Here is a 23,892-nt window from a genome sequence, read left to right as displayed (position 1 = left end):
CACAGAAACGCAAGATAACCCCTACTTTACTTGGTGGTAAGACCGTTTCGGTGGTAGATTACGGGATTCATTTTGATAGCTGATTTTACTTGGTTTATGCGCGTTTTTTTCCAGTTTTTGATCCTGGGCGTGAGCGGTCTGCTTCTCGCAGGTTGTGATGCGGCTAACGATCAACGTGCGGCCGACAACCGTGGTTTTGTGTTTTGTGGCCCAGGCCAACCGAACACATTTAACCCTCAGTTGACCGATGGCGGCCTGACCGCAGACACCTTATCGAGCCAGCTGTACGATCGCCTGCTTCAGCTGAACCCTGACACCTACCAACCCGAGCCTATGCTCGCGAAAAGTTGGGAGGTCAGTGATGACGGTAAAACCTATACCTTTGTACTCCGTCGTGGTGTGGCTTTTCATCGCAGTGTGACCTTTACGCCGTCTCGTTACCTCAATGCTGAGGACGTTGTTTTCTCTTTTCGGCGCTTGATTAACCCCCGTCACCCTTTTCATCGCATTTCTGGCGGCCAATATCCATGGTTCGATAGCATGGATTTTTCAAGTTTAGTCTCGAGTGTCAAAGCGACCGATACCTATCGTGTGCAATTTACCCTCTCGCGACCCGATGTGTCGTTTCTTTCTACACTGGCCACCAAATTTTCGGTGATTCTTTCAAAAGAATATGCCAACCAATTATTAGCCGCCGGTACACCGGAAAAGATCGACGCCTACCCGGTTGGCACTGGCCCGTTTGCTATGGCTGAGTATCAGCCTCGTGAATTAATTCGTCTGCGCCGCCACTGGCAATATTGGCAAGGTCCCGCCCCGATGGAGCAGGTGGTCTTTGATATTTCAACCCGAGGAACGGGCACCTTGGCAAAAATGCTGACGGGTGAATGTGATGTGCTCGCCTCTCCCGTTGCCAGTCAGTTACCCGTCGTGGTGAATGATCCGCGCTTTCGTTTATCATCTCAAACGGGGATGAACGTGGCGTTTATTGCGCTCAACACCCGCCATCCAGCGCTTTCGCAGGTGGAGGTTCGTCAGGCGATCAATCTGGCGATTAATCGCGGCGCCTTACTAAGCTCGGTGTATTATGGCACAGGCACGCCTGCCACCAGCTTGTTGCCACCGATGTCCTGGGCGTATGACCCTAATCAGCAAAGCCAACATGATCCCAAGCTCGCAGCGGCTCTGCTCGCCAAAGCCGGGTATCGCCATGGGTTCAGTGTTGATTTAACGGTGCCATTAAAGCCCACGGCGTTTAATCCAAGTCCGCGTAAAACCGCCGAACTGATCCAGGCCGATCTGGGAGAAATTGGCATAGACGTAAATATCATTCCAGAAAAAACCGTTAACCGCGCATCGATTCGGGAAGGCGATGACAGTCACGGTATGGTGCTTACCGGTTGGGTGGCCGATAATGGGGATCCTGATGCTTTTTTACGCCCATTACTGACTTGCAATGCCAAGTTCACGGGGTGGAATATCGCCAATTGGTGTAACCGCTTTTTCGATCAAACCTTAAATGAGGCAATTGCGACAGACAATATGGCCATGCGCAAAACCTTATACCAGGACGCACAAACCATTCTTGACCGTCGGATGCCGGTGGTGCCACTTGCCCATGGTATTCAACACCAAGTCCGTGATGCACATTTAACCGGGCTCACGATGACCCCCTTTGGGGCAGACAGTTTTGCTGATGTGTCACGGGAGCGCTAAACCATGCTGATTTATACCTTACGACGCTTCAACTTATTTTTGATCACCTTGGTGATCCTCACCTTGGTCGCTTATAACATCATTTTATTGTCGCCTGATTCAGGATGGCACCAATATGACTATTGGTTAGGGTGGGTTTATTATCTACGCCAACTCATTGATGGAAACCTAGGGCTTGCGGCTAACGGGGAGCCAGTGGTCAATATTCTTGCCCATGTCGCACCGGCGACTTTAGAGCTCTGTATTTCCGCGCTGGTCATTAGCGTGATGGTCGGCGTACCGCTCGGCACGCTCGCAGGGCTGCGTAGCCAAGGCCCCACTGATAAAGTGATTTCATCCCTCGCTGTCGTGGTATTTTCGATTCCGACATTCTGGTTAGCCATCTTACTGATTATGGTGTTCTCACTCGACTTACAATGGTTCCCCGTATCAGGCCGCTACAACCTTTTGTATGAGATTCCGCATATTTCTGGGTTTGCGTTAGTCGATTTATGGCTCTCGGATTTACCGCTCCAGGGAAAAGTCGCAACCGATATTATGCGTCATCTTGCTCTCCCGACACTGACGCTTGCCGTGGTTCCGACAACTGAAATTATTAAGATGGTCAGAAACTCAATGGCCTATGTGATGAGTCAGAATTACATTAAAGCCGCGGCCACTAAAGGGCTATCGAAAACCGAGATTGTGCTTCGGCATGGAATGAAAAACGCGATTCCGCCTATTATTCCCAATTTTGGATTATTGGTTTCCACCATGGTGACCTTTGTGATTATTGTCGAGTCTGTATTTAACTGGCCAGGCATTGGGCGTTGGTTACTCGATGCGCTCCTTGTCAAAGACTATACCTCTGTACAGGCGGGCGTGCTTGCGATTGGTGGGTTTGTCTTATTGATTAATATTGTCTCCGATGTGCTAGGGGCGTTTATGAATCCGCTGGTAAGGAAGAAATGGTATGCCCTCAAATAGTGTCTACGTTGAACAGCATATTCCCACTCAGTTTGAGCGGACTTGGACTGCCTTTCGCCGCAATAAGTTAGCTGTGATTGGGTTTTGGTGTCTAGCCGGGCTTCTCTTAGTGACCCTCTTTGCACCCTTGCTCGCCCCTTGGAGCCCGCAACATCAAACGGGTCAGCTTTTGATGCCGCCCTCTTGGGTGCAGTCTGGGCAGATTGAGTTTTTTCTCGGCACCGATGATTTGAGCCGCGACATGCTATCGCGCTTAATTGCCGGCTCTCGCTTAACCTTTGGATTGGCGCTGATAACGGCATTAACCGCGTCGTTGGTCGGCATCGCTATTGGTGTGCTGGCAGGCATGACCAAGGGCCTGAAGTCCAGTGTGTTAAACCACATTCTTGACAGCATTCTTTCCATCCCTTCGCTGCTATTGGCGATCATTGTGGTCGCCTTTCTCGGTGTCGGTGAAACCCAGATATTGCTCGCGATTTGGTTGTCACTGATCCCTCGTATTATTCGTGCGGTGTATACCGCGGTCCACGATGAAATAGAGAAAGATTACATCATCGCCGCACGCTTGGATGGCGCGAATAATATCTATCTGTTACACCATTCTATTTTGCCGAATATTGTCACCGTATTGAGTACTGAAGTAACCCGTGCAATCTCGGTCGCGATCTTGGATGTTGCCGCGCTGGGTTTTCTAGGATTAGGGGCTCAACCCCCAGCCCCCGAATGGGGCGCTATGCTCGGTGATTCCATTGAGCTTATTTTTACCGCTCCCTGGACAGTGACCCTGCCCGGCATAGCCATTGCGTTTAGCGTGTTGGTTGTTAACCTTGTCGGTGAGGGCGTCAGCCAAGCCATCAACGCAGGAACTGAATAATGCCGTTATTAGATATTCGACACCTAACCATCGAAATTGAAACGCCTCAAGGGATGGTGAAAGCGGTTGATAGAATGAGCCTGACCATTAATGACGGTGAAATTCGTGGCCTGGTAGGAGAATCGGGCTCAGGCAAAAGCTTGGTCGCTAAGGCCATTTGCGGTGTGACCAAAGATCAATGGCATGTCAGCGCCGACCGTTTGAGGCTGGGCAATATTGATTTACTGGAGCTACCAGCCAGAGAGCGCCGCCACGTAGTGGGTAAAGATATTGCGATGATCTTTCAAGAGCCATCGACCTGTCTTGACCCCTCTGAAGTGGTGGGCCATCAGCTTGAAGAAGCGATTCCTCCCGCGTCGTTTTCTGGCAGTTGGTGGCAGCGTTTAAACTGGCGTAAACAGCATTCCATCGCTCTACTCCATAAGGTTGGGATAAAAGATCATCGGCGGGTGATGGACAGCTATCCTTACGAGCTCACCGATGGCGAATGTCAAAAGGTGATGATTGCAATGGCGATCGCTAACCGCCCTCGATTATTAATTGCCGATGAACCAACCAATGATTTGGATCCCATCACGCAAGCACAAATTTTCCGACTGCTTAGCCGCACCAATCAGCTGTCGAACACGACCATTTTGTTGATTAGTCATGATCTGACTTTGGTTACGCGTTGGGCGGATAGAATTACCGTGATGTATTGTGGCCAGTCTGTGGAGTCGGGAAACCGAGAGCAAATACTCACCACACCCCATCATCCATATACAGACGCATTATTACGGACCATGCCGGATTTTAGCCGCGAGATCCCGCATAAAAGCAAACTAGAAACTCTGCCTGGCTCAATACCGCCATTACAACATTTACCTATTGGTTGCCGACTTGGCCCGCGCTGCCCCTATGCGCAGCGTAAATGCGTAGAAGTACCGCGAACCGAGAAAGTGAAAAACCATAAATTTGCCTGTCATTTCCCGCTCAACATGGAGAACAAGCATGGCCGCTCTTCTTGAAATTGATGGGCTATCGAAAGACTATCATCACCGGTCTGGTTGGCTAAAAAAGCGCGTCACCCATGCGGTGAAGCCGGTGTCCTTTTCATTGGATGTCGGCGAGACAATTGCATTTGTCGGGGAAAATGGCTCAGGTAAGTCAACCTTAGCACGAATGATTGCTGGCGTGATTGAACCGACCGCGGGACAAATCCGCGTTAATGGCGATCCGCTCCGCTATAAAGATTATCAAACACGCTGCAAGCTCATACGGATGATCTTTCAAGATCCGAATACCTCGCTGAACCCACGCAACCAAATTGGACAAATATTGGAAGGGCCTTTGCGTCGAAATACCAATATGACACCCCAAGAGCGTGGGAAACGGATTAAAGACACCTTATTACGGGTCGGGCTAATCCCGGAGCACGCTTATTTTTATCCGCAAATGCTTGCTACCGGTCAAAAGCAACGTGTTTCGCTTGCAAGGGCGTTAATTTTGCAACCCAGTGTGATTGTTGCCGATGAGGCATTAAATGGCTTGGATATGTCAATGCGATCGCAGATCATCAACCTGCTTCTCGAGCTACAAGAAGAAATGGGGTTATCTTATGTTTATGTGTCGCAACACATGGGCGTGATTAAACATGTAACGGATAAGTTGATGGTGATGCAAAAAGGCGAAGTGGTTGAATCGGGCGATACCGCCTCACTGTTTGCTAACCCACAGCATAGCCTCACCCAAAGGCTTATCGATAGCCACTTTACCGCTCCGGTATTAGACAGGCGCTCTCGCAAATCCTCAGGTGCACGACCGTAATACAAGCATGAGCGGCCGGCTCTGTCCGCCGCTCATGCTTTCCTTGCTTGATGCTTCTCTGTTAATGCTTTCTCTTTGAATGCTTTCTCTGTTGGTGCTTTATCTGTTAGTGCCTTATCTGTTAGTGCCTTCTCTAGTAAGACTTAGATAGCTGGCACATCAAGTGCGTAGGGATTGATTAATCGTATGTAACACAGCGGCTGGATCGGCAGCTTGGGTGACAGGTCGACCAATGACAAGGTAATTCGAACCTGCATTTACCGCTTCTTCTGGCGTCATAATTCGGCGCTGATCGCCTGCGGCACTGCCAGCCGGACGGATCCCTGGAGTCACCAACTTAAAGGTGTCACCACACTGCGCTTTAAGCAAACTGGCTTCTTGTGCTGAACACACCACACCATCCAAACCCGACTGTTGCGTCAGCTTGGCAAGATGCTGCACCTGCGCTTGTGGTGAGCGTTGTACCCCAATTTGGCGTAAATCCGCATCCGTCATGCTGGTCAACACGGTGACACCGATAAGCAATGGGCGGTTGCCTCCATATGGTTCAAGCGCCTCGCGTGCTGCACTCATCATGCGCTCGCCTCCTGATACATGCACATTGACCATCCACACGCCTAGCTCTGCCGCAGCCGCTACAGCACGGGCACAGGTATTGGGGATATCATGAAACTTGAGGTCGAGAAAGACGTCGTGTCCGCCTGCATGAAGCTGTTTGACAAGCGCTGGGCCAAACAAGGTAAACATTTCCTTGCCCACTTTTAAACGGCATGAACCTGGCTCGATTTTATCCGCAAAGGCTAACGCTTGGTTCATATCTGCATAATCAAGTGCCACGATGACTTTTGGGTCGTGCATGTTGTTTCCTCGTTCCTCGTTGAATGCTTATAAACGGCATAATGCCGCACTAACCGATAAAAAAACGGCGATGCCTAAGCATCGCCATTACTCCCCATCAAGCCCTCGAATTGGCTTGATAGCGCCCCAGCTTTTGCAAGATGGGCACTGCCAATAAAGCGCATGCGTGGAAAAACCACATTTACGACATCGGTAATGAGGCTTCACTTTCATTTGTTCAGCGACCAAGCCTTTTAAGGTGTTCAAACTTGCTTTTGCTCGCCCTTCCTCGGCTTGCTCAACATGGTATTCCATTAACTTATAAAAGCCGCGCATGGTCGGATTACGCGTAAGTTGGCGCGTAAGAAAACTCTGCGCCATAGCGATATTCTCGTTGCTGCCAATCACTTCAGAGAGCATTAGCTCGGCGCTGACGCCTGCATTCTTTTCAATACATTCTTTTAAAAAACGCACCAACTGCATCTCTCGTCCCAAGGCGCGATAGCTTTCTGCAAGCAAAGGTAGCGCTTCACTGACAAAATCAGCATCCTGCTCTAAGATGTTCTCGAGCTGTTTGAGCGCCCCTTTGTAATCTTCATGCTGAATGTCGAGTCTTGCCAATTTTAAGCTCGCTCGGACACAGCTTTTATCGTAAGACAAAGCACGACGTAACAATTGCCGTGCCTTGTGCTCATCACCCTCAGCGAGTTGCTGCATCGCAAGCTCACAGTGGAAATGTGCGATATCTTTACGCAGCTTATGTTTGCCCATTTTGACCAGCTTCGCTGCGGTATCGATTGCTTGCTCCCATTCTCGCGTTTGTTGCGAAATGGCAAGTAATTGCTGCAGGGCAAATTCGCGATAATCGGGCTCATCAACCAGCTCTGCAAAGATTTTCTCGGCGCGATCAAAAAAGCCGGCAACCATATAATCTTTAGCCAGCTGCTGCATCGCGAGGTTGCGCTGATCTAAGGTGAGATTGGGCCGAGCGATTAGGTTTTGATGAATTCGGATTGCCCGGTCGACTTCACCCCGAGAGCGAAAAAGGTTGCCCAACGCCAGGTGAGTATCAATGGTTTCGTTATCGACCTGCAAAAGCTCGATAAATAAGTCGACCGCTTTATCTGATTGCTCAGACAGCAGCAAATTGAGCCCCGCCACATATTGGCGAGACAAATGATGGGACTGTTCTTGCCGTCGATGACGAGCATTCCTGTTACCCATGTACCAGCCGTAACCGGCGGCAATCGGGAGTAACAGAAACAACAGCTCTAGCATGAATTATTGTTCCTTAAGCGGGTCCGTACGCAACTTATCAAGTTCTTTGCGTTGCTTTTCCACCTGTTTACGTAGTCCTCGAGCCGTCATTCGGGCTTTGAGATATAGTGCGCCGCAAACGAGCCAGCCAATGCCAAACCCGATGACAAAGACAATACCCAAGATGACGGATAAACGAAACTCACCCTGAGCGATTAAATAGTTAAAATTGACCACAGCTTGGTTTTGCGCTCCTAGCGCCAAGGCGATCAAAAAGCATAATACCAGAAACAGAATGCCGAGTATTTTCACAAGTATTCCCTCATTGCGAAAGGCCGAATGCCCGATCAGTTATGGTAGATAGACAAAGTGCGAGGCACCTGCCATTGTGAACATTGACGCTTGATTTCAATACCAAACGTCGTCGTTACCCTTCCCCTAGCTTACGCTTTATTCAGGCTAAGGTTAATCCGAATAACAACGTGTCGTCGTAGGTATAAGATCTTACACAGGAGGTATGATTATGCAGGAAATTCGTCACGCAAGCTATGATCAGCGGACATAAAAAAACGGCATACTTGCAGCATGCCGTTTTTTTCAGCGTCTATCGATTAACCATAAATGTTAACGCGATCACGAAGCTCCTTACCAGGTTTAAAGTGAGGGACGTACTTGCCGTCTAACTCGACCTTTTCGCCTGTTTTAGGATTACGCCCCACACGAGGCGCGCGATAATGTAGTGAGAAACTACCAAAACCACGGATTTCGATACGATCACCGCTTTCTAGTGTGCTTGCCATATGCTCAAGGATTTCCTTGATGGCATCCTCTACCTGCTTCGCAGATAGATGGGTTTGTTGACTACAGAGTCTTTCAATCAACTCAGATTTGGTCATAAACACCCCGCTTTAGTATGTTTCTCAACAGTATAAGTGCAGAGGGGGAAAATTTCCCCCTCAACGTATACATTATTCGCTTTTCGCTGCTTTAAACGCGTCAGCCATAGCGTTGCCGATAGAACCTTCTTCGGTTTTGTTCAGGCTCGCTACTGCTTCTTGCTCGTCAGCTTCGTCTTTCAGACGGACAGACAGGTTAAGAACGCGGTTCTTACGGTCAACACCGGTGAACTTCGCTTCAACACTGTCACCAACTGAAAGCACTTGCGTCGCGTCTTCAACACGGTCACGCGATGCTTCAGAAGCACGCAGATAACCTTCAACACCTTCTGCTAGCTCAACCGTTGCGCCTTTCGCGTCAACAGCAGTTACCGTACCATTAACGATAGCACCTTTTTTGTTGGCTGCCAGGTAGTTGTTGAATGGGTCTTCTTCCATCTGCTTGATGCCGAGTGAGATGCGCTCACGCTCTGCGTCAACCTGAAGAACCACTGCTGAGATCTCGTCGCCTTTCTTGTATTCGCGAACGGCTTCTTCGCCCGTTGCGTTCCAAGAAATGTCAGACAAGTGAACCAGACCGTCGATGCCGCCGTCTAGACCGATGAAGATACCGAAGTCAGTGATTGACTTGATCTTACCAGTAACGCGGTCGCCTTTGTTCTGAGTTTCAGCGAATTGCTGCCATGGGTTGGCTTTACACTGTTTCAGACCTAGGCTGATACGACGACGCTCTTCGTCGATGTCCAGAACCATAACTTCAACTTCGTCACCCACGTTAACCACTTTAGATGGGTGGATGTTTTTGTTGGTCCAGTCCATTTCAGACACGTGTACCAGACCTTCAACGCCTTCTTCGATTTCAACGAAGCAGCCGTAGTCAGTTAGGTTAGTTACACGACCAGTCAGCTTGTGACCTTCTGGGTAACGGTTAGCAATGGCTACCCATGGATCTTCACCCAGTTGTTTCAGACCAAGTGATACACGAGTACGCTCACGATCAAACTTCAGAACTTTAACGTTGATTTCGTCACCAACATTAACGATTTCTGATGGGTGCTTAACGCGCTTCCACGCCATATCAGTGATGTGAAGCAGGCCATCAACGCCGCCCAGATCAACGAACGCACCGTAGTCAGTCAGGTTCTTAACGATACCTTTAACTTCCATGCCTTCTTGCAGAGAAGCTAGCAGCTCGTCACGCTCAACGCTGTTTTCTGACTCGATAACCGCACGACGAGAAACAACAACGTTGTTGCGCTTCTGGTCAAGCTTGATTACTTTGAACTCGAGCTCTTTGCCTTCCAGGTGAGAAGTGTCACGTACTGGACGAACGTCAACCAGTGAACCCGGTAGGAACGCACGGATGCCGTTCAGTTCTACGGTGAAACCACCTTTCACTTTACCGTTAATAACACCGTTAACGGTTTCAGCTTCTTCGTACGCTTTTTCTAGCTGGATCCAAGCTTCGTGACGCTTAGCTTTCTCACGAGAAAGCTGAGTTTCACCGAAACCATCTTCCACTGCGTCCAGGGCTACATCGACTTCACCGCCTACTTCAATTTCAAGTTCGCCAGCAGCGTTCTTGAATTGGTCAGCCGGAATGGACGATTCAGATTTCAGGCCTGCGTCAACCAGAACGAAACCGTTCTCGATAGCAACAACAGTACCCTTAACAATAGAACCTGGGCGAGTTTCGATTTCTTTTAGAGACTCTTCAAAGAGTTGAGCAAAAGATTCAGTCATTATATTTAAAATCTTCAATTTGATAAACGTCCACGGGTATCCTACCGCATGGGGTTGTAAAATATGTCAGCTATCATCCTTGCAGCTAACGGTTATAGACTGCTTATGCAGCCGATAATTTGCTTTCAATAAACGCTAACGCCTGCTCGATCACCTCGTCAATCGATAACGAAGTAGAATCTAGCTCTAAGGCGTCAGACGCAGGGCGCAATGGTGCCACCGCACGGTTGCGATCGCGATCATCACGCTCTTGAATTTCACTTAAAAGTTGCTCAAAGGTAACATTAACCCCTTTACCTTGCAACTGGTGCTGACGGCGACGCGCGCGTTCTTCTGCACTGGCATCCAAAAAGATTTTAGCCGCCGCTTTCGGGAACACGACCGTTCCCATATCACGTCCGTCAGCAATCAACCCCGGCTCACCAACAAAGGCGCGCTGGCGGCGTAATAATGCTTCACGAACCCGGGGTAACGCAGCCACTTTTGAGGCTTGGTTGCCTACCTGCTCGGTCCGCAAGGTCCCGGACACATCTTCGCCTTCCAGGATCACTTTCACCAAGTCTCCTTCGGCTAAAAACTGCACGTCTAAGTTGGCGGCCAGTGGCACCAGTGCTTCTTCAGATTCGGTATCAACGTCATGATGAATCGCTGCGAGAGCCAGTACCCGATAGATAGCTCCTGAGTCGAGCAGGTGCCAACCGAGCTTTTCAGCCAGTCGCATACATAGGGTTCCTTTTCCTGCACCGCTTGGTCCATCTACTGTAATGACAGGCGCCTGTATCGGCATAAATCTCTCCACGTTGGTCTCGATCGCTCAACGCGCCCGTTTTGTCACATCATGCTTGTTAGTCACATGATGCTTGTTAGTCGCATCAGGCTTTTGCTTGCATCACGCTTTAACGAAAACGGGCGGTTGTATAATTCGGTGAACATTATAGAAGAAATGGACAAGGAAATCATTGCTGCTGACTCAATATCAGCAGCAATAAAAAACCCTCACGCTTTATCATCAGTCAGCGCTGATCGCCGCTAGCTTGTCGAAGTAATCAGGAAAGGTTTTTGAGGTGCAACCCGGGTCATTGATGGTAACGGGCGTATCACTGAGTGCCACCAGCGAAAAACACATCGCCATGCGATGATCGTCATACGTGTCGATTGCCGCATGCTTAAGTTGCTTAGGTGGCTCAACATACAGATAATCGTCACCTTCTTCGACCACAGCGCCGAGTTTTTTCAACTCCGTTGCCATGGCATAAAGTCGATCGGTTTCTTTGACTCGCCAATTATACACGTTACGAATGCGCGTCGGTCCGTTTGCGAATAACGCAGCGACACCAATGGTCATCGCGGCATCGGGAATATGGTTAAAATCCATATCCACGCCTTGTAGCGTATTGCGGCGCGCTAACACGTAATCGTCGCCCCACTCTATGTCCGCGCCCATTGCGGCTAGCGCATCGGCAAACTGGATATCACCTTGCACACTTTTCCGTCCAATGCCTGTGACCTTAACTTCACCGCCTTTGATTGCCGCGGCCGCAAGAAAATAAGAGGCAGACGATGCATCGCCTTCAACCATAAAATGTCCAGGCGATCGATAGTGCTGACCAGCCGGCACGACAAAGCGCTGATAGTTGTCGTTTTGCACCTCGACGCCAAATTGCGCCATGATAGCAAGGGTAATATCAATGTAAGGCTTAGAGACCAAATCGCCTTTGATAGTAATACGCGTTTCTTGGCGCGCAAACGGAGCAGCCATCAGCAGCGCGGTCAGAAATTGGCTGGAGATACTGCCATCGATGTTGACATCACCGCCAGCTAACCCTGTGCCTTTGATGCGCAATGGCGGGTAACCTTCGGCCTCGAGATAACGGACATCAGCGCCGATCGCATTGAGCGCGTCGACCAAGTGACCAATCGGGCGTTCTTTCATTCTTGGTTCGCCAGTCAAGGTCACCTCGCCTTTACCCAGGCACAGTGCCGCAGTTAAAGGCCGCATCGCTGTGCCGGCATTGCCCAAAAATAGCTCAAGCGGGCTGTCGACCTGAAAAGCTTGTCCCAGCCCTTCTACCACACATTCGGTGCGATCCGAAGACAGTTGATACGACACACCTAACGCGGTAAATGCATTAAGCATATGCCGAATATCATCACTATCGAGTAGGTTGGTCAATCGTGTGGTGCCTGACGCTAACGCGGCGAGCAGCAAGGCGCGATTAGACACGCTTTTCGAGCCAGGTAGGTTAATTTGACCATTAACATGAGAGATGGGGGAAAGTGTCAGTTGCTCCATTCTGGTTTATATCCGTGATGCTTAGTGTCCCCAGAGTAACCAAAATACAAGCGGTCTCACAATTATTATTTTTATCAAAGTGTCGAGAAGGGAAATAAAAAGACCGCTTTCACGACAAAAGCGGTCTTTTTCGATAAATCTCACCTGGACACGTTGAATCAGCCGTGCGTTTTCTCAAACTCATGCATAAAGTCCACGAGGGCTTGCACCCCTTCTAGTGGCATCGCGTTATAAATAGACGCTCGCATCCCACCCACGTCACGGTGGCCTTTGAGTGCATGTAGGCCTTGCGCTGTCGCTTCCGCGAGGAAGGTTTCATCCAGCTCACTATTGGCCAGTTGAAACGGCACATTCATCAATGATCGGTTGTCAGGATGAATCTGGTTCCGGTACAAGCTTGACTGGTCTATGGCATCGTATAGCAACGCCGCTTTTTGTTGGTTACGCGCGTACACCGCTTCAATACCACCTTGTTGTTTTAACCACTTAAACACTTCAGCTGCAAGATACCAGCCAAAGGTCGGTGGTGTGTTAAACATGGAGTCTTTATCGGCCAATACTTTGTAATTGAGCACACTTGGCAATACATCTTTTGCCAAGCCCAGTAAGTCATCACGCACGATAACCAGTGTGAGTCCAGCAGGGCCAATATTCTTCTGTGCACCCGCATAAATAACACCATATTGAGACACGTCGATCGGACGTGACAAAATGGTCGATGACATGTCGGCGACAATCGGCTTATGGGTGTCGGGCAGATCGTTAATTTCAATGCCATCAATGGTTTCATTCGGGCAAAAATGCACATACGCAGCGTCACTACTGAGCAACCAATCTTTGGCTGGCGAGATAGCTCGCTTACCGTCGCGCTCGCGTCGAACGTTAATCACATTCGGTGTGCAATAGCGCTTTGCTTCTTTGACGGCACTCTCGGCCCAATAACCGCCATCAACGTAATCAGCAATGGTATGGTTGCCCATGAGGTTCATGGGTACTGCGGCAAATTGCGCACGTGCGCCACCTTGGCAAAATAGAATGTGATAATTCTCTGGAATAACCAGCAGTTCTCGCAGATCCTGCTCAGACTGGCGAGCTAAAGATAAAAATGCCTCACTGCGATGCGAAACTTCCATTACTGACGTGCCAAGGCCTTGCCAGTTCATGAATTCTTTTTGGGCTTTAAGCATGACCTCACGCGGCAGCATCGCCGGGCCAGCTGAGAAGTTATAGACGTTATCCATGTTGGGGAGGGGCTCCTGCTTTTTGTCATCTCCCGCGTCCGTTGGACGGCAAGACTACTCGTTGTTTTAAAAAGACGTTTTAAGCCGTTCGTTTTAAAAGGCGTGTGATTGATTTAACACGTTTCACGCACATTTTGAAAGCACCAAGGCACATTCCACCCTGATTTCTTGGCACGCCTGGATATTTTTAGCGCTACCCAATCAATAGGCAATAAAAAAGGGCGCAGTTCACTGCACCCTTTTTAATCTTACACCGAGTCACGATTAGGTGTTTGAATCCTCATCCGACGCTGGCGCGTCGTCTTGATCATCATTCACCGTCGATGAAACATCCTCGTCCGACGTGTCGACACCCTCTGATTTATGGGTCGCAGCAGCTTCATTCGCCAGCGCTTCCATTTCTTCTTCATCAGGCTCTTCAATACGCTGTAGGCCAACCACTTTCTCGTCATCGCTGACGCGGATCAGGCGAACACCTTGGGTATTTCGACCCACTTGGCTCACTTCTTCGGCGCGAGTACGTACTAGTGTGCCCGCATTGGTGATCATCATCAGCTCGTCGCCTTCACACACCTGAATGGCACTCACGACATCACCGTTACGCTCGGAGACTTTGATCGATACCACCCCTTTGGTTGCACGACTCTTGGTCGGATATTCATCCAAAGCGGTACGTTTACCAAAGCCATTTTCGGTGACGGTTAGGATCTCAGCGCCGGCTTGCGGGATAATCAGCGAGACAACTTGGTCATTCTCGGCCAATCGAATACCTCGCACCCCTGCAGCGGTACGACCCATTGCACGCACGGTGTCATTTGAGGCGACAAACCGCACGACTTTACCGAATTGCGAGAACAACATGACTTCGCTGCTATCGTCGGTGAGCTGCGCGCCAATCAGGCTATCGTTGTCACGTAAGTTCACCGCAATAATACCGGCGCTACGTGGACGACTAAAGTCAGTCAACGGCGTTTTCTTCACCGTGCCGTGTGCGGTTGCCATAAAGACATATTTGTCTTCCTCGTACTCACGCACCGGTAGAATAGCGGTAATTCGCTCACCGTCTTCAAGCGGGAGTAAGTTAACAATCGGCTTACCACGGGCATTACGTGACGCATGCGGCAATTGATAAACTTTCAGCCAGTACATGCGGCCACGGGTGGAGAAGCATAAGATGGTGTCGTGGGTATTTGCCACCAATAGACGCTCGATGAAGTCTTCATCTTTCATGCGCGTCGCCGATTTGCCTTTACCACCACGACGTTGCGCGTCATAGTCACTCAACGCTTGGTACTTGACGTACCCGTCGTGTGACCACGTCACTACCACATCTTCTTGGTTGATCAGATCTTCGATATCAATGTCGGCACTTGCCGCAGTGATCTCAGTTAGACGTTTATCACCATAGCTATCACGCACCGCTTCCAGCTCTTCACGGATGACCTCCATCAAGCGCTCAGTGCTCGCTAAGATGTGTAATAGCTCCGCGATTTGCTCTAGAAGCCCTTTGTACTCGTCTAGGATCTTTTCGTGCTCAAGCCCAGTAAGCTTGTGCAAACGCAGATCCAAGATCGCTTGCGCTTGTTGCTCAGTGAGATAATAAGACCCATCGTCGCGGGCACCAAATTCTGCCGCAAGCCACTCTGGACGGGCATTTTCGCCCCCAACCGCTTCAAGCATTGCCGATACGCCACCGAGTTTCCAACCTTGGTCTTGTAACTCTTGCTTGGCAACAGCAGGTGTTGGTGCTTGACGAATCAGTTCAATCACTTCATCGATGTTAGCAAGCGCGACCGCGAGCCCTTCCAGGATATGGGCACGATCGCGTGCTTTACGTAATTCGTAAACCGTTCGACGTGTAACCACTTCGCGGCGGTGATTGACAAAGCATTTCAACATTTCTTTCAAATTGAAAAGCTTCGGCTGGTTGTTGTCCAGCGCCACCATGTTGATACCGAACGATGTCTGCAATTGCGTTTGCGCGTAAAGGTTGTTTAGAACCACTTCCGCAACCGCATCGCGGCGACATTCGATGACAATCCGCATGCCGTCTTTATCCGACTCATCACGCAGTGCAGAAATACCATCGATTTTTTTGTCTTTTACCAACTCGGCGATTTTTTCAATCAAACGCGCTTTGTTGACTTGGTAAGGGATCTCGTTAACAACGATGGTCTCTTTACCATTTTTTTCTGTTTCGATATCCGCTTTGGCACGTAAGTAAACTTTACCACGGCCCGTTTTGTAAGCGTCTTCAATCCCTTTACGGCCATTGATCATTGCCGCGGTTGGAAAGTCAGGGCCTGGGATGTAGTCCATCAACTCGTCGATGGTAATATCTTCGTTATCGATGTAAGCCAGACAACCATTAACCACTTCGGTTAAGTTGTGAGGTGGGATGTTGGTTGCCATCCCGACCGCAATGCCTGACCCACCGTTGACGAGCAGGTTAGGTACGCGTGTTGGCAACACATCCGGGATTTGTTCGGTGCCATCGTAGTTTGGCACATAATCCACGGTTTCTTTATCAAGATCGGCGAGCAGTTCATGGGCAATTTTTGCCATGCGCACTTCGGTGTAACGCATCGCCGCCGCAGAATCGCCGTCAATAGAACCGAAGTTACCTTGACCATCTACCAACCTGTAGCGTAGCGAGAATGACTGCGCCATTCGCACAATGGTGTCGTAAACCGCACTATCACCGTGTGGGTGATACTTACCGATCACATCACCGACCACACGGGCCGATTTCTTATATGGCTTGTTCCAGTCGTTGCCTAGTACGTTCATCGCGAATAATACGCGGCGGTGTACTGGCTTTAGGCCATCACGCACGTCAGGAAGAGCTCGGCCAACAATGACGGACATTGCATAGTCGAGGTATGAGCTTTTCAGCTCCTCTTCGATATTGACTGGCGTGATCTCTTTAGCAAGATCGCTCATGGAGCCAACATCCCTCAAAATAATGTTTGCGTATTCAAATACGTGACCACGGAGAATAACACAAAGCCTTCTACGAGACACGTGAATATGGCCAAGATGTATCACGGATCTCGTTAGTAGACGCTCTGAATGCGTCTATACGGATAAAAACCCACCACTTCCGTATCTGGCTATGCATTTTTAAGAATATAAGCCCACAAGGTGTCTGAGCGCGCTGGCCTGATGTATCACGTCGCGCTGATAGATAGGCTTCTTTTTATCGTGTTGGATTTCGCTATAATGCAGCAAAACCGATAAGGAAGCTGTAGTTATGACTCAGGTATCAAATGTCGATCCGGCAGAAATTCAAAAGTTTGAAGACATGGCATCACGTTGGTGGGATTTAGAGGGTGAGTTTAAGCCTCTACACCAAATCAATCCTCTGCGTCTTGACTATGTGATGGCCAAAGCCGGTGGACTATTTGGTAAGAAGGTGCTCGATGTCGGCTGCGGTGGCGGGATCCTTGCAGAAAGCATGGCGCAAGAAGGCGCCGACGTCACCGGCTTAGATATGGGTAAAGAACCACTCACCGTTGCCCGACTCCACGCGCTTGAAGCGGGCGTCGATGTTCAATACATCCAATCAACAGCCGAAGAACACGCCAGTAGCTTTGTCCAGCAATACGATGTAGTGACATGTATGGAGATGCTAGAGCATGTCCCTGAGCCCGCCTCTGTCATTCACGCCTGTGCCCAAATGGTTAAACCGGGTGGCCATGTCTTTTTCTCAACCTTAAATCGCAATACAAAATCCTGGCTATTTGCGATTGTCGGTGCCGAGCACATTCTGAAGTTAGTCCCGAAAGGCACCCACGAGCATCATAAATTTATTCGGCCCTCAGAGCTGATGACAATGATTGATAACACCTCGCTTAATGCCCAAGATATGACTGGGTTGCACTATAATCCGTTTTTCGACACCTATAAGCTGTCGAATACCAATGTCGATGTGAATTATCTCGTTCATACTCAGGCCCCCTAACCGACTGAAAAGGAAGCAAGCTGGCATGACTCCGTCGACCATCCTCTTTGATCTTGATGGCACCCTGCTCGATACTGCGCCCGATATGGGTGAAGCTGCGAATCGTGTTTTAGCCGAATTTGACCTGCCGCCTTTGACCGCGGAGCAAATATACACCCACACCAGTTTTGGGGCGCGAGGGCTGCTCACGGCCGGATTTGGCGAGCAAGCAAAACATCAAGATCCTATCGCCTTACGTGCGCGCTTTCTTTATCATTATGGCCAAGCGATTTGCCAAGGGACGCAGGTGTATCCAGGTATTGATGCACTGCTGGATAAATTGGCGCATTTATCGATGCGCTGGGGCATTGTGACCAATAAGCCTGAAGGGCTCACTCATCAGTTACTCGACCACTTTCCGCGTCTGCAAGCGGCACAAGTAATTGTGGGTGCCGATACTTATGCGCACGCTAAGCCGCATCCATTACCTCTTTTAGAAGCGGCCAAAACGCTTGATTGTGCGCCAGAGTGCTGCTTCTACGTCGGAGATATCGAAAATGATACTCGGGCGGCTCATGCAGCGAATATGAAGTCGATTGTTGCTGGCTGGGGATATGTGGGTGATCCGGCACTGATTAGCAATTGGGAAGCAGATCATATTTTTACCACACCAACACAGCTTAGCGCCTTTCTTGGATCCTAGTCACACCCCACATTTTGTGGGGTTTGCTGACTTTTCAATCAGTTAAAACCGATCACTGATCATGACTAAGATCAACCAAAATAAATTTTTTTTATTGCTAATTTTTGCCTTTCAGTGATTGAAATTTTCATTAATCTTGGCGGCCTTGAGCCAGTAGGTTGGTAGTTACTAACTTTAAGGATAACATCCCCAAGATATCCACACCCTAAGGCCGTCAGATTGGCTTGCAAAAGTGCGCCTATATCACTATCTTGTAACCGACTTACACGCCGACCCCTATATATAGTGTATGAACGACGCAACGTCCGCATAGAGGCCGACCAAAAAATCATCAGCATTTTATAAGAACTTGCAAAAAGAGCAGTTTGGCAAGGAAATATTGGGAAAGCATACAAATGAACCAAGAAATTACCGTATTAAAGCGTGATGGACGCAAAGAAAACTTAAACCTCGACAAAATCCATCGCGTTGTGACTTGGGCTGCCGAAGGCCTCTCAAACGTTTCCGTTTCTCTGGTTGAGATGCGCTCTCACATCCAGTTTTACGATGGCATGCGCACTGAAGATATCCACGAGACAATCATCAAAGCCGCTGCCGACCTTATCTCTGAAGAAAGCCCGGATTATCAATATCTCGCGGCGCGTTTGGCTGTCTTCCATTTACGTAAAAAAGCCTATGGCCAATTCGAGCCACCTAAGCTGGTTGATCATGTAAAAGGCATGGTTGAGAAAGGCAAATACGATAAACACATTTTGGAAGACTACAGCCTCGAAGAGCTCGAGACCCTGGATGGCTATCTCGATCACTGGCGTGATATGAACTTCTCGTACGCGGCCGTCAAACAGCTGGAAGGTAAATACCTGGTACAAAACCGTGTCACCGGTGAGATTTACGAGAGCGCGCAGTTCTTGTACATGATGGTCGCTGCCTGTTTGTTTGCCTCTTATCCCAAAGAAACGCGTCTTGACTATATTCGCCGCTTCTACAATGCCGCGTCGCAGTTTAAAATTTCGCTGCCAACGCCGATTATGTCAGGCGTACGGACACCAACACGCCAGTTTAGCTCTTGCGTGCTGATTGAGTGTGACGACAGCTTGGATTCAATCAATGCGACGTCCAGTGCCATTGTTCGCTACGTGTCACAGCGCGCAGGGATTGGCATTAACGCAGGCCGCATTCGTGCACTGGGTAGCCCTATTCGTGGCGGTGAAGCTTTCCACACCGGCTGTATTCCTTTTTATAAGTATTTCCAAACCGCGGTGAAATGTTGCTCACAAGGTGGCGTACGTGGTGGTGCAGCGACTTTGTTCTACCCGATGTGGCACCGTGAAGTTGAATCGCTGCTGGTATTGAAAAATAACCGAGGCGTCGAAGAGAACCGTGTCCGCCATATGGACTACGGGGTACAAATTAACAAGCTGATGTACACCCGTTTGCTTAAAGGTGGCAACATTTCGTTGTTCTCACCATCAGATGTGCCAGGGCTCTATGACGCATTCTTTGAAAACCAAGAAGAATTTGAGCGTCTGTATACCCAGTACGAAGCAGATGAATCAATCCAGCGTGAAACCGTTAAAGCCGTGGATTTGTTCTCACTGATGATGCAAGAGCGTGCGTCAACAGGCCGTATTTATATTCAAAATGTGGACCATTGCAATACGCATAGCCCGTTTGATCCATCTGTTGCGCCGATTCGTCAGTCGAACCTGTGTCTGGAGATTGCCCTCCCCACTAAGCCACTGAATAATGTTGAAGACGAGAACGGTGAAATTGCACTGTGTACCCTCTCGGCCTTTAACCTGGGTGCGCTTGAATCACTCGATGAGTTGGGTGAGCTAGCTGAATTGACCATTCGTGCACTGGATGCGTTGTTGGATTACCAAGACTATCCATTGCCCGCCGCACGTAAAGCGACCATGAACCGTCGTACGCTCGGTGTGGGTGTCATTAACTTCGCATACCACCTGGCTAAACATGGCGTGCGTTATTCGGATGGCAGTGCGAATGGCCTTACGCATCGTACCTTTGAAGCCATCCAATACCACTTATTGCGTGCATCGGTAGAGCTGGCGAAAGAGAAAGGCGCGTGTCCAGCCTTTAATGAAACCACCTATGCACAGGGCATTCTCCCTATTGATACGTATAAAAAAGATTTAGACGCGATTTGCGACGAACCGCTTCATCTGGATTGGGAAACCCTACGTAAGGATATTCAAACCCATGGTTTGCGTAACTCGACCCTGACAGCGCTGATGCCGTCTGAGACGTCTTCGCAAATCTCAAATGCCACCAATGGCATTGAGCCACCGCGTGGTTTTGTCTCGGTCAAAGCATCAAAAGATGGCATCTTGAAGCAGGTGGTACCGGAGTATGATAAATATAAAAATAACTACGAACTGCTCTGGAACATTGGTAGCAATGAGGGTTACTTACAGTTAGTGGGGATCATGCAAAAATTCGTTGACCAAGCGATTTCTGCCAACACCAATTATGATCCGAGCCGACATGCAAGCGGTAAAGTTCCTATGAACCAACTGCTTAAAGATCTGCTCACAGCTTATAAATTAGGGGTAAAAACCCTGTATTATCACAACACCCGTGATGGCGCGACGGACGGTCAATCCGACTCAAGCGCGGCACAAGCTGCCGATGATGATTGTGCCGGCGGCGCATGTAAGATCTAACACAATATGCGAAGGGCCCCACCCGGGCCCTTTTCTAGAGGTTAATAAGATTCATGGCTTACAGTACGTTTTCTAAAATTAACAACGATCCGCTTAAAGAACCGATGTTCTTGGGCCAATCGGTCAACGTTGCCCGTTATGACCAGCAAAAATATGAGATTTTTGAAAAGCTGATCGAAAAGCAGCTGTCTTTCTTTTGGCGCCCAGAAGAAGTCGATGTATCAAGCGACCGTATTGACTACAACAAGCTACCTGAACATGAAAAACATATTTTCATCAGTAACTTGAAGTATCAAACATTATTGGATTCTATCCAAGGTCGTAGCCCAAATGTGGCATTGCTTCCATTGGTGTCCATTCCGGAGCTAGAGACCTGGATTGAAACGTGGAGTTTCTCAGAAACCATTCATTCGCGCTCTTACACGCATATCATTCGTAATATTGTCGCTGATCCAGCGGTTGTCTTTGACGACATTGTGATGAATGAACACATTCAAAAGCGCGCCGAAGATATTGCGCAGTATTACGACGATCTTATTCAACTAAGCAACTACTATCATCAGCTTGGTGAAGGCACACACACCATTAACGGTCATACCGTCACCGTGAGCTTGCGTGCCCTAAAACGTCAGTTGTATTTGTGTTTAATGTCAGTGAATGCACTTGAAGCAATTCGCTTCTACGTCAGCTTTGCCTGTTCGTTTGCGTTTGCCGAGCGCGAATTAATGGAAGGTAACGCCAAGATCATTAAATTTATCGCGCGTGACGAAGCGCTGCACCTGACCGGCACACAACATATGCTCAATATTCTGCGGAGCGGTCAGGACGATCCTGAAATGGCTAAGATCGCAAAAGAATGCGAGCAAGAATGCTTTGATCTGTTTAAAAAAGCCGCCGAGCAAGAGAAGGATTGGGCCGAGTATCTATTCCGTGATGGCTCCATGATTGGGTTGAACAAAGACATCTTGTGTCAATACGTGGAATACATTACCAACCTGCGTATGTCCGCTGTTGGCCTCGCCCCCGCGTACGACGATGCAACCCAAAACCCCATTCCTTGGATTAATGCATGGTTGTCATCGGATAACGTGCAAGTTGCCCCACAAGAAGCGGAGATTAGCTCCTACTTGGTGGGACAGATTGACAATGAAGTCAGCGTTGAAGACTTCGGTGATTTTGAACTATGACCCGTATCACTATCGACGTGAATGGCGTGGAGGTGGGTGGCAACACCCACCAAAACTTGCTTGAACAGCTCGAAAATGCTGGCATTCAGCCTGAATATCAGTGCCGAAGTGGTCTGTGTGGTGCGTGTCGCTGTAAACTTAATCAAGGTTCGGTCACTCAACACGATGCCATGGCTTTCGTGATGCCCGGGGAAATCCTTGCCTGCCAAAGTGCCCCACAAACTAACGTCTCAATTGTCTTTGACTACCAACCGGCATGCATTAAAAAACAAGTGAACGAGGCGTGACCGACAGTCACTGCCTCGTGGCGTGTTCTTCTTTTCTGTAACTTTCTCTACGCCAGTGTCTGTGCATCGATAAAAATGTCGTCGTGGCGAGTTAAGGATGCATAATCCGCAATAACGGCTTCTCCACTAAGATAACGCCGTAGCATGTCTAATAAGACCGTCGCCATGTAACAACGTGCATCGTCATTTGAAAGGTGTCGCTTAAAACTAAGCCGCTGCCCCCATTCACCTTCTGGGGTAGAAATCGCCACACATATCTGGCCGTGAAGTTCAGGCCCGCAGGCAAGTCCGATTTGACGCTGTCCTGGCGACGTCGTCGCACTTGCCATTGCTAATGACGCGGCTAAGGGATTAGCGACCGCTTGCTCTGGCACATGCGCATTCGACATTACCCAACCCTGCTCAACCAGATGTGCCGCCTGACCGTTTAAAGTGCTCGCCAGCCAACCACCAGTGAATTGTTCCGCAACTTTTAACACTACACCATGGTGATTAATATCCGCAGCCAATGCCGCCGTCATCGGCTCAGAAAAGGACACGACATAGTCCGCAAGACGATGCCGTAACGCGTCCAGAACCGCATCTTTTTCAACATGATCCGCCTCGATGAACAACTTAACTTCAATAAACGGCAAGCTGGAGCGATACCCGAGTGTTGCACTATTGGGAAGCACTAACGATGCCATCACATCGCTTATCCCCGACTCTGACAGCCCAAATGTAAATAAACGGTAACACGATCGCGCTTTGGCTGGGTAATTGTGTAACAACTCAGGAAGAATTTGCTGTTCAACCATTGAGAAAAACTCAGAAGGCACTCCGGGCGTAAAGTAAAAGTGACATCCGTTGAGCTCACAGTGAAAGCCACAAGCAGTGCCTTTGGGGTTATCAATTAACCTTGCGCCTTCTGGCAGCATCGCCTGCTTGAGGTTACTTTGGGCCATCGGCCGGCCTCGACGCTCAAACCGCTGTTTTAACTCGTCTAACCACGCTTCATTGAGGGTTAACTCTACCCCCATCGCAGCAGCCATGGCCGCCGTGGTTAAATCATCCGTGGTCGGTCCTAATCCGCCATTTACGATCACGACCTCTTCCGTTTGTGACAGGCGTACAAGCTCAATCGCCATATCATCAAGTTCATCGCCGATAGTCACACGACGAGACATCGCCAGCCCGTTTTCAAATAATACTCTTGAAAGCCAGGCGGCGTTGGTATCGGTAATATCACCCAGCAATACCTCTTCACCTGTCGAGAGCATTGCGATCCGTGGCAATGGGGTTTCATGTTGTTGTTTGTCCACCTTGCCGCTCCTTGTTGTCGCGATCATCCGACCTTGATTATGACATTAGACGGCACAATGCACTACCCCACCCTTATCGTACACTTTATTTTACAACACCGTACCTGTAACATTACACAAAGCCGTTTTTTTATCTGTCTAGACGATGCACAATACGA

19 protein-coding genes and 1 pseudogene are annotated in these 23,892 nt (G+C 49.1%); 10 read left to right on the top strand and 10 right to left on the bottom strand.

Going from position 1 to position 23,892, the window contains the following annotated elements; all coding sequences use genetic code 11:
- Positions 1 to 96: 96 nt before the first annotated feature.
- The 5 genes and pseudogenes from sapA to BZG80_RS04210 form a co-directional block, all read left to right on the top strand.
- Positions 97 to 1,716, top strand: coding sequence for an ABC transporter substrate-binding protein SapA (gene sapA / locus BZG80_RS04230; protein ID WP_077575836.1), 1,620 nt, complete (start codon positions 97 to 99; stop codon positions 1,714 to 1,716).
- Between the two features lie 3 nt (positions 1,717 to 1,719).
- Positions 1,720 to 2,682 (top strand): ABC transporter permease, encoded by a 963-nt coding sequence (locus tag BZG80_RS04225; RefSeq protein WP_021022383.1) that lies wholly within the window; start codon positions 1,720 to 1,722, stop codon positions 2,680 to 2,682.
- Positions 2,669 to 3,556 (top strand): putrescine export ABC transporter permease SapC, encoded by an 888-nt coding sequence (gene sapC, locus BZG80_RS04220; protein ID WP_021022384.1) that lies wholly within the window; start codon positions 2,669 to 2,671, stop codon positions 3,554 to 3,556. The genes BZG80_RS04225 and sapC overlap by 14 nt, the downstream gene beginning before the upstream one ends.
- A complete protein-coding gene (locus tag BZG80_RS04215) occupies positions 3,556 to 4,563 on the top strand; it encodes a peptide ABC transporter ATP-binding protein (protein WP_021022385.1) in 1,008 nt (335 codons plus the stop codon). Before sapC ends, BZG80_RS04215 begins: the two co-directional genes overlap by 1 nt.
- Before the next feature lie 97 nt (positions 4,564 to 4,660).
- Positions 4,661 to 5,362, top strand: a pseudogene (locus BZG80_RS04210) (peptide ABC transporter ATP-binding protein); the annotation flags it as partial.
- A gap of 159 nt (positions 5,363 to 5,521) precedes the next feature.
- On the opposite strand, the gene pyrF reads toward BZG80_RS04210, so the two are convergent.
- The 9 genes from pyrF to gyrA form a co-directional block, all read right to left on the bottom strand.
- Positions 5,522 to 6,220 carry an orotidine-5'-phosphate decarboxylase gene (pyrF, locus tag BZG80_RS04205; RefSeq protein ID WP_077678802.1) on the bottom strand — a complete coding sequence of 233 codons (699 nt, stop codon included), beginning with the start codon at positions 6,218 to 6,220 and terminating at the stop codon, positions 5,522 to 5,524.
- Between the two features lie 87 nt (positions 6,221 to 6,307).
- Positions 6,308 to 7,477, bottom strand: coding sequence for a lipopolysaccharide assembly protein LapB (lapB, locus tag BZG80_RS04200; RefSeq protein ID WP_021022388.1), 1,170 nt, complete (start codon positions 7,475 to 7,477; stop codon positions 6,308 to 6,310).
- 3 nt (positions 7,478 to 7,480) lie between these two features.
- On the bottom strand, positions 7,481 to 7,768 hold the full coding sequence (locus tag BZG80_RS04195) for a LapA family protein (RefSeq protein ID WP_021022389.1): 288 nt from the start codon (positions 7,766 to 7,768) through the stop codon (positions 7,481 to 7,483).
- Between the two features lie 299 nt (positions 7,769 to 8,067).
- Positions 8,068 to 8,352, bottom strand: a complete 285-nt coding sequence (gene ihfB / locus BZG80_RS04190; protein ID WP_021022390.1) for an integration host factor subunit beta — start codon at positions 8,350 to 8,352, stop codon at positions 8,068 to 8,070.
- 72 nt (positions 8,353 to 8,424) lie between these two features.
- On the bottom strand, positions 8,425 to 10,095 hold the full coding sequence (rpsA, locus tag BZG80_RS04185; RefSeq protein ID WP_021022391.1) for a 30S ribosomal protein S1: 1,671 nt from the start codon (positions 10,093 to 10,095) through the stop codon (positions 8,425 to 8,427).
- 103 nt (positions 10,096 to 10,198) lie between these two features.
- Positions 10,199 to 10,882: a (d)CMP kinase gene (gene cmk / locus BZG80_RS04180; RefSeq protein ID WP_077460208.1), complete on the bottom strand. Its 684-nt coding sequence runs from the start codon at positions 10,880 to 10,882 to the stop codon at positions 10,199 to 10,201.
- Between the two features lie 222 nt (positions 10,883 to 11,104).
- Positions 11,105 to 12,388 carry a 3-phosphoshikimate 1-carboxyvinyltransferase gene (gene aroA / locus BZG80_RS04175; protein WP_077678801.1) on the bottom strand — a complete coding sequence of 428 codons (1,284 nt, stop codon included), beginning with the start codon at positions 12,386 to 12,388 and terminating at the stop codon, positions 11,105 to 11,107.
- A gap of 158 nt (positions 12,389 to 12,546) precedes the next feature.
- Positions 12,547 to 13,629 (bottom strand): 3-phosphoserine/phosphohydroxythreonine transaminase, encoded by a 1,083-nt coding sequence (gene serC, locus BZG80_RS04170; RefSeq protein ID WP_077575840.1) that lies wholly within the window; start codon positions 13,627 to 13,629, stop codon positions 12,547 to 12,549.
- 264 nt (positions 13,630 to 13,893) lie between these two features.
- Entirely contained in the window at positions 13,894 to 16,572 is a 2,679-nt protein-coding gene (gyrA, locus tag BZG80_RS04165) for a DNA topoisomerase (ATP-hydrolyzing) subunit A (protein ID WP_077646067.1), read from the bottom strand.
- Positions 16,573 to 16,882: 310 nt separating this feature from the next.
- Here gyrA and ubiG point away from each other — a divergent pair, with 310 nt between their 5' ends.
- From ubiG to yfaE, 5 genes are all read left to right on the top strand, one after another.
- A complete protein-coding gene (ubiG, locus tag BZG80_RS04160; RefSeq protein WP_021022396.1) occupies positions 16,883 to 17,593 on the top strand; it encodes a bifunctional 2-polyprenyl-6-hydroxyphenol methylase/3-demethylubiquinol 3-O-methyltransferase UbiG in 711 nt (236 codons plus the stop codon).
- A 25-nt stretch (positions 17,594 to 17,618) separates the two neighbouring features.
- Positions 17,619 to 18,275: a phosphoglycolate phosphatase gene (gene gph, locus BZG80_RS04155; RefSeq protein WP_077678800.1), complete on the top strand. Its 657-nt coding sequence runs from the start codon at positions 17,619 to 17,621 to the stop codon at positions 18,273 to 18,275.
- Positions 18,276 to 18,670: 395 nt separating this feature from the next.
- A complete protein-coding gene (nrdA, locus tag BZG80_RS04150; RefSeq protein WP_077460203.1) occupies positions 18,671 to 20,959 on the top strand; it encodes a class 1a ribonucleoside-diphosphate reductase subunit alpha in 2,289 nt (762 codons plus the stop codon).
- A gap of 53 nt (positions 20,960 to 21,012) precedes the next feature.
- Entirely contained in the window at positions 21,013 to 22,146 is a 1,134-nt protein-coding gene (nrdB, locus tag BZG80_RS04145) for a class Ia ribonucleoside-diphosphate reductase subunit beta (RefSeq protein WP_077678799.1), read from the top strand.
- Positions 22,143 to 22,433 (top strand): class I ribonucleotide reductase maintenance protein YfaE, encoded by a 291-nt coding sequence (gene yfaE, locus BZG80_RS04140; protein ID WP_021022400.1) that lies wholly within the window; start codon positions 22,143 to 22,145, stop codon positions 22,431 to 22,433. The genes nrdB and yfaE overlap by 4 nt, the downstream gene beginning before the upstream one ends.
- Positions 22,434 to 22,480: 47 nt before the next feature.
- Here the strand turns inward: yfaE and BZG80_RS04135 are convergent, their stop codons facing one another.
- Entirely contained in the window at positions 22,481 to 23,734 is a 1,254-nt protein-coding gene (locus tag BZG80_RS04135; protein ID WP_236719548.1) for a CinA family nicotinamide mononucleotide deamidase-related protein, read from the bottom strand.
- Positions 23,735 to 23,892 lie beyond the last annotated feature (158 nt).

This window comes from Salinivibrio sp. MA440 (assembly GCF_001996265.1).
Classification (GTDB): Bacteria; Pseudomonadota; Gammaproteobacteria; order Enterobacterales; family Vibrionaceae; genus Salinivibrio; species Salinivibrio costicola.
Note: the sequence above shows the minus strand (reverse complement) of the source record. Positions and strands in the feature narration are given on the sequence as shown.

Bases quoted from the DNA above. Each gene is read 5' to 3' on its own strand.
- sapA (WP_077575836.1), top strand. From the start codon at position 97: ATGCGCGTTTTTTTCCAGTTTTTGATCCTGGGCGTGAGCGGTCTGCTT.
- BZG80_RS04225 (WP_021022383.1), top strand. From the start codon at position 1,720: ATGCTGATTTATACCTTACGACGCTTCAACTTATTTTTGATCACCTTG.
- sapC (WP_021022384.1), top strand. From the start codon at position 2,669: ATGCCCTCAAATAGTGTCTACGTTGAACAGCATATTCCCACTCAGTTT.
- BZG80_RS04215 (WP_021022385.1), top strand. From the start codon at position 3,556: ATGCCGTTATTAGATATTCGACACCTAACCATCGAAATTGAAACGCCT.
- pyrF (WP_077678802.1), bottom strand. From the start codon at position 6,220: ATGCACGACCCAAAAGTCATCGTGGCACTTGATTATGCAGATATGAAC.
- lapB (WP_021022388.1), bottom strand. From the start codon at position 7,477: ATGCTAGAGCTGTTGTTTCTGTTACTCCCGATTGCCGCCGGTTACGGC.
- ihfB (WP_021022390.1), bottom strand. From the start codon at position 8,352: ATGACCAAATCTGAGTTGATTGAAAGACTCTGTAGTCAACAAACCCAT.
- rpsA (WP_021022391.1), bottom strand. From the start codon at position 10,095: ATGACTGAATCTTTTGCTCAACTCTTTGAAGAGTCTCTAAAAGAAATC.
- cmk (WP_077460208.1), bottom strand. From the start codon at position 10,882: ATGCCGATACAGGCGCCTGTCATTACAGTAGATGGACCAAGCGGTGCA.
- aroA (WP_077678801.1), bottom strand. From the start codon at position 12,388: ATGGAGCAACTGACACTTTCCCCCATCTCTCATGTTAATGGTCAAATT.
- serC (WP_077575840.1), bottom strand. From the start codon at position 13,629: ATGGATAACGTCTATAACTTCTCAGCTGGCCCGGCGATGCTGCCGCGT.
- gyrA (WP_077646067.1), bottom strand. From the start codon at position 16,572: ATGAGCGATCTTGCTAAAGAGATCACGCCAGTCAATATCGAAGAGGAG.
- ubiG (WP_021022396.1), top strand. From the start codon at position 16,883: ATGACTCAGGTATCAAATGTCGATCCGGCAGAAATTCAAAAGTTTGAA.
- gph (WP_077678800.1), top strand. From the start codon at position 17,619: ATGACTCCGTCGACCATCCTCTTTGATCTTGATGGCACCCTGCTCGAT.
- nrdA (WP_077460203.1), top strand. From the start codon at position 18,671: ATGAACCAAGAAATTACCGTATTAAAGCGTGATGGACGCAAAGAAAAC.
- nrdB (WP_077678799.1), top strand. From the start codon at position 21,013: ATGGCTTACAGTACGTTTTCTAAAATTAACAACGATCCGCTTAAAGAA.
- yfaE (WP_021022400.1), top strand. From the start codon at position 22,143: ATGACCCGTATCACTATCGACGTGAATGGCGTGGAGGTGGGTGGCAAC.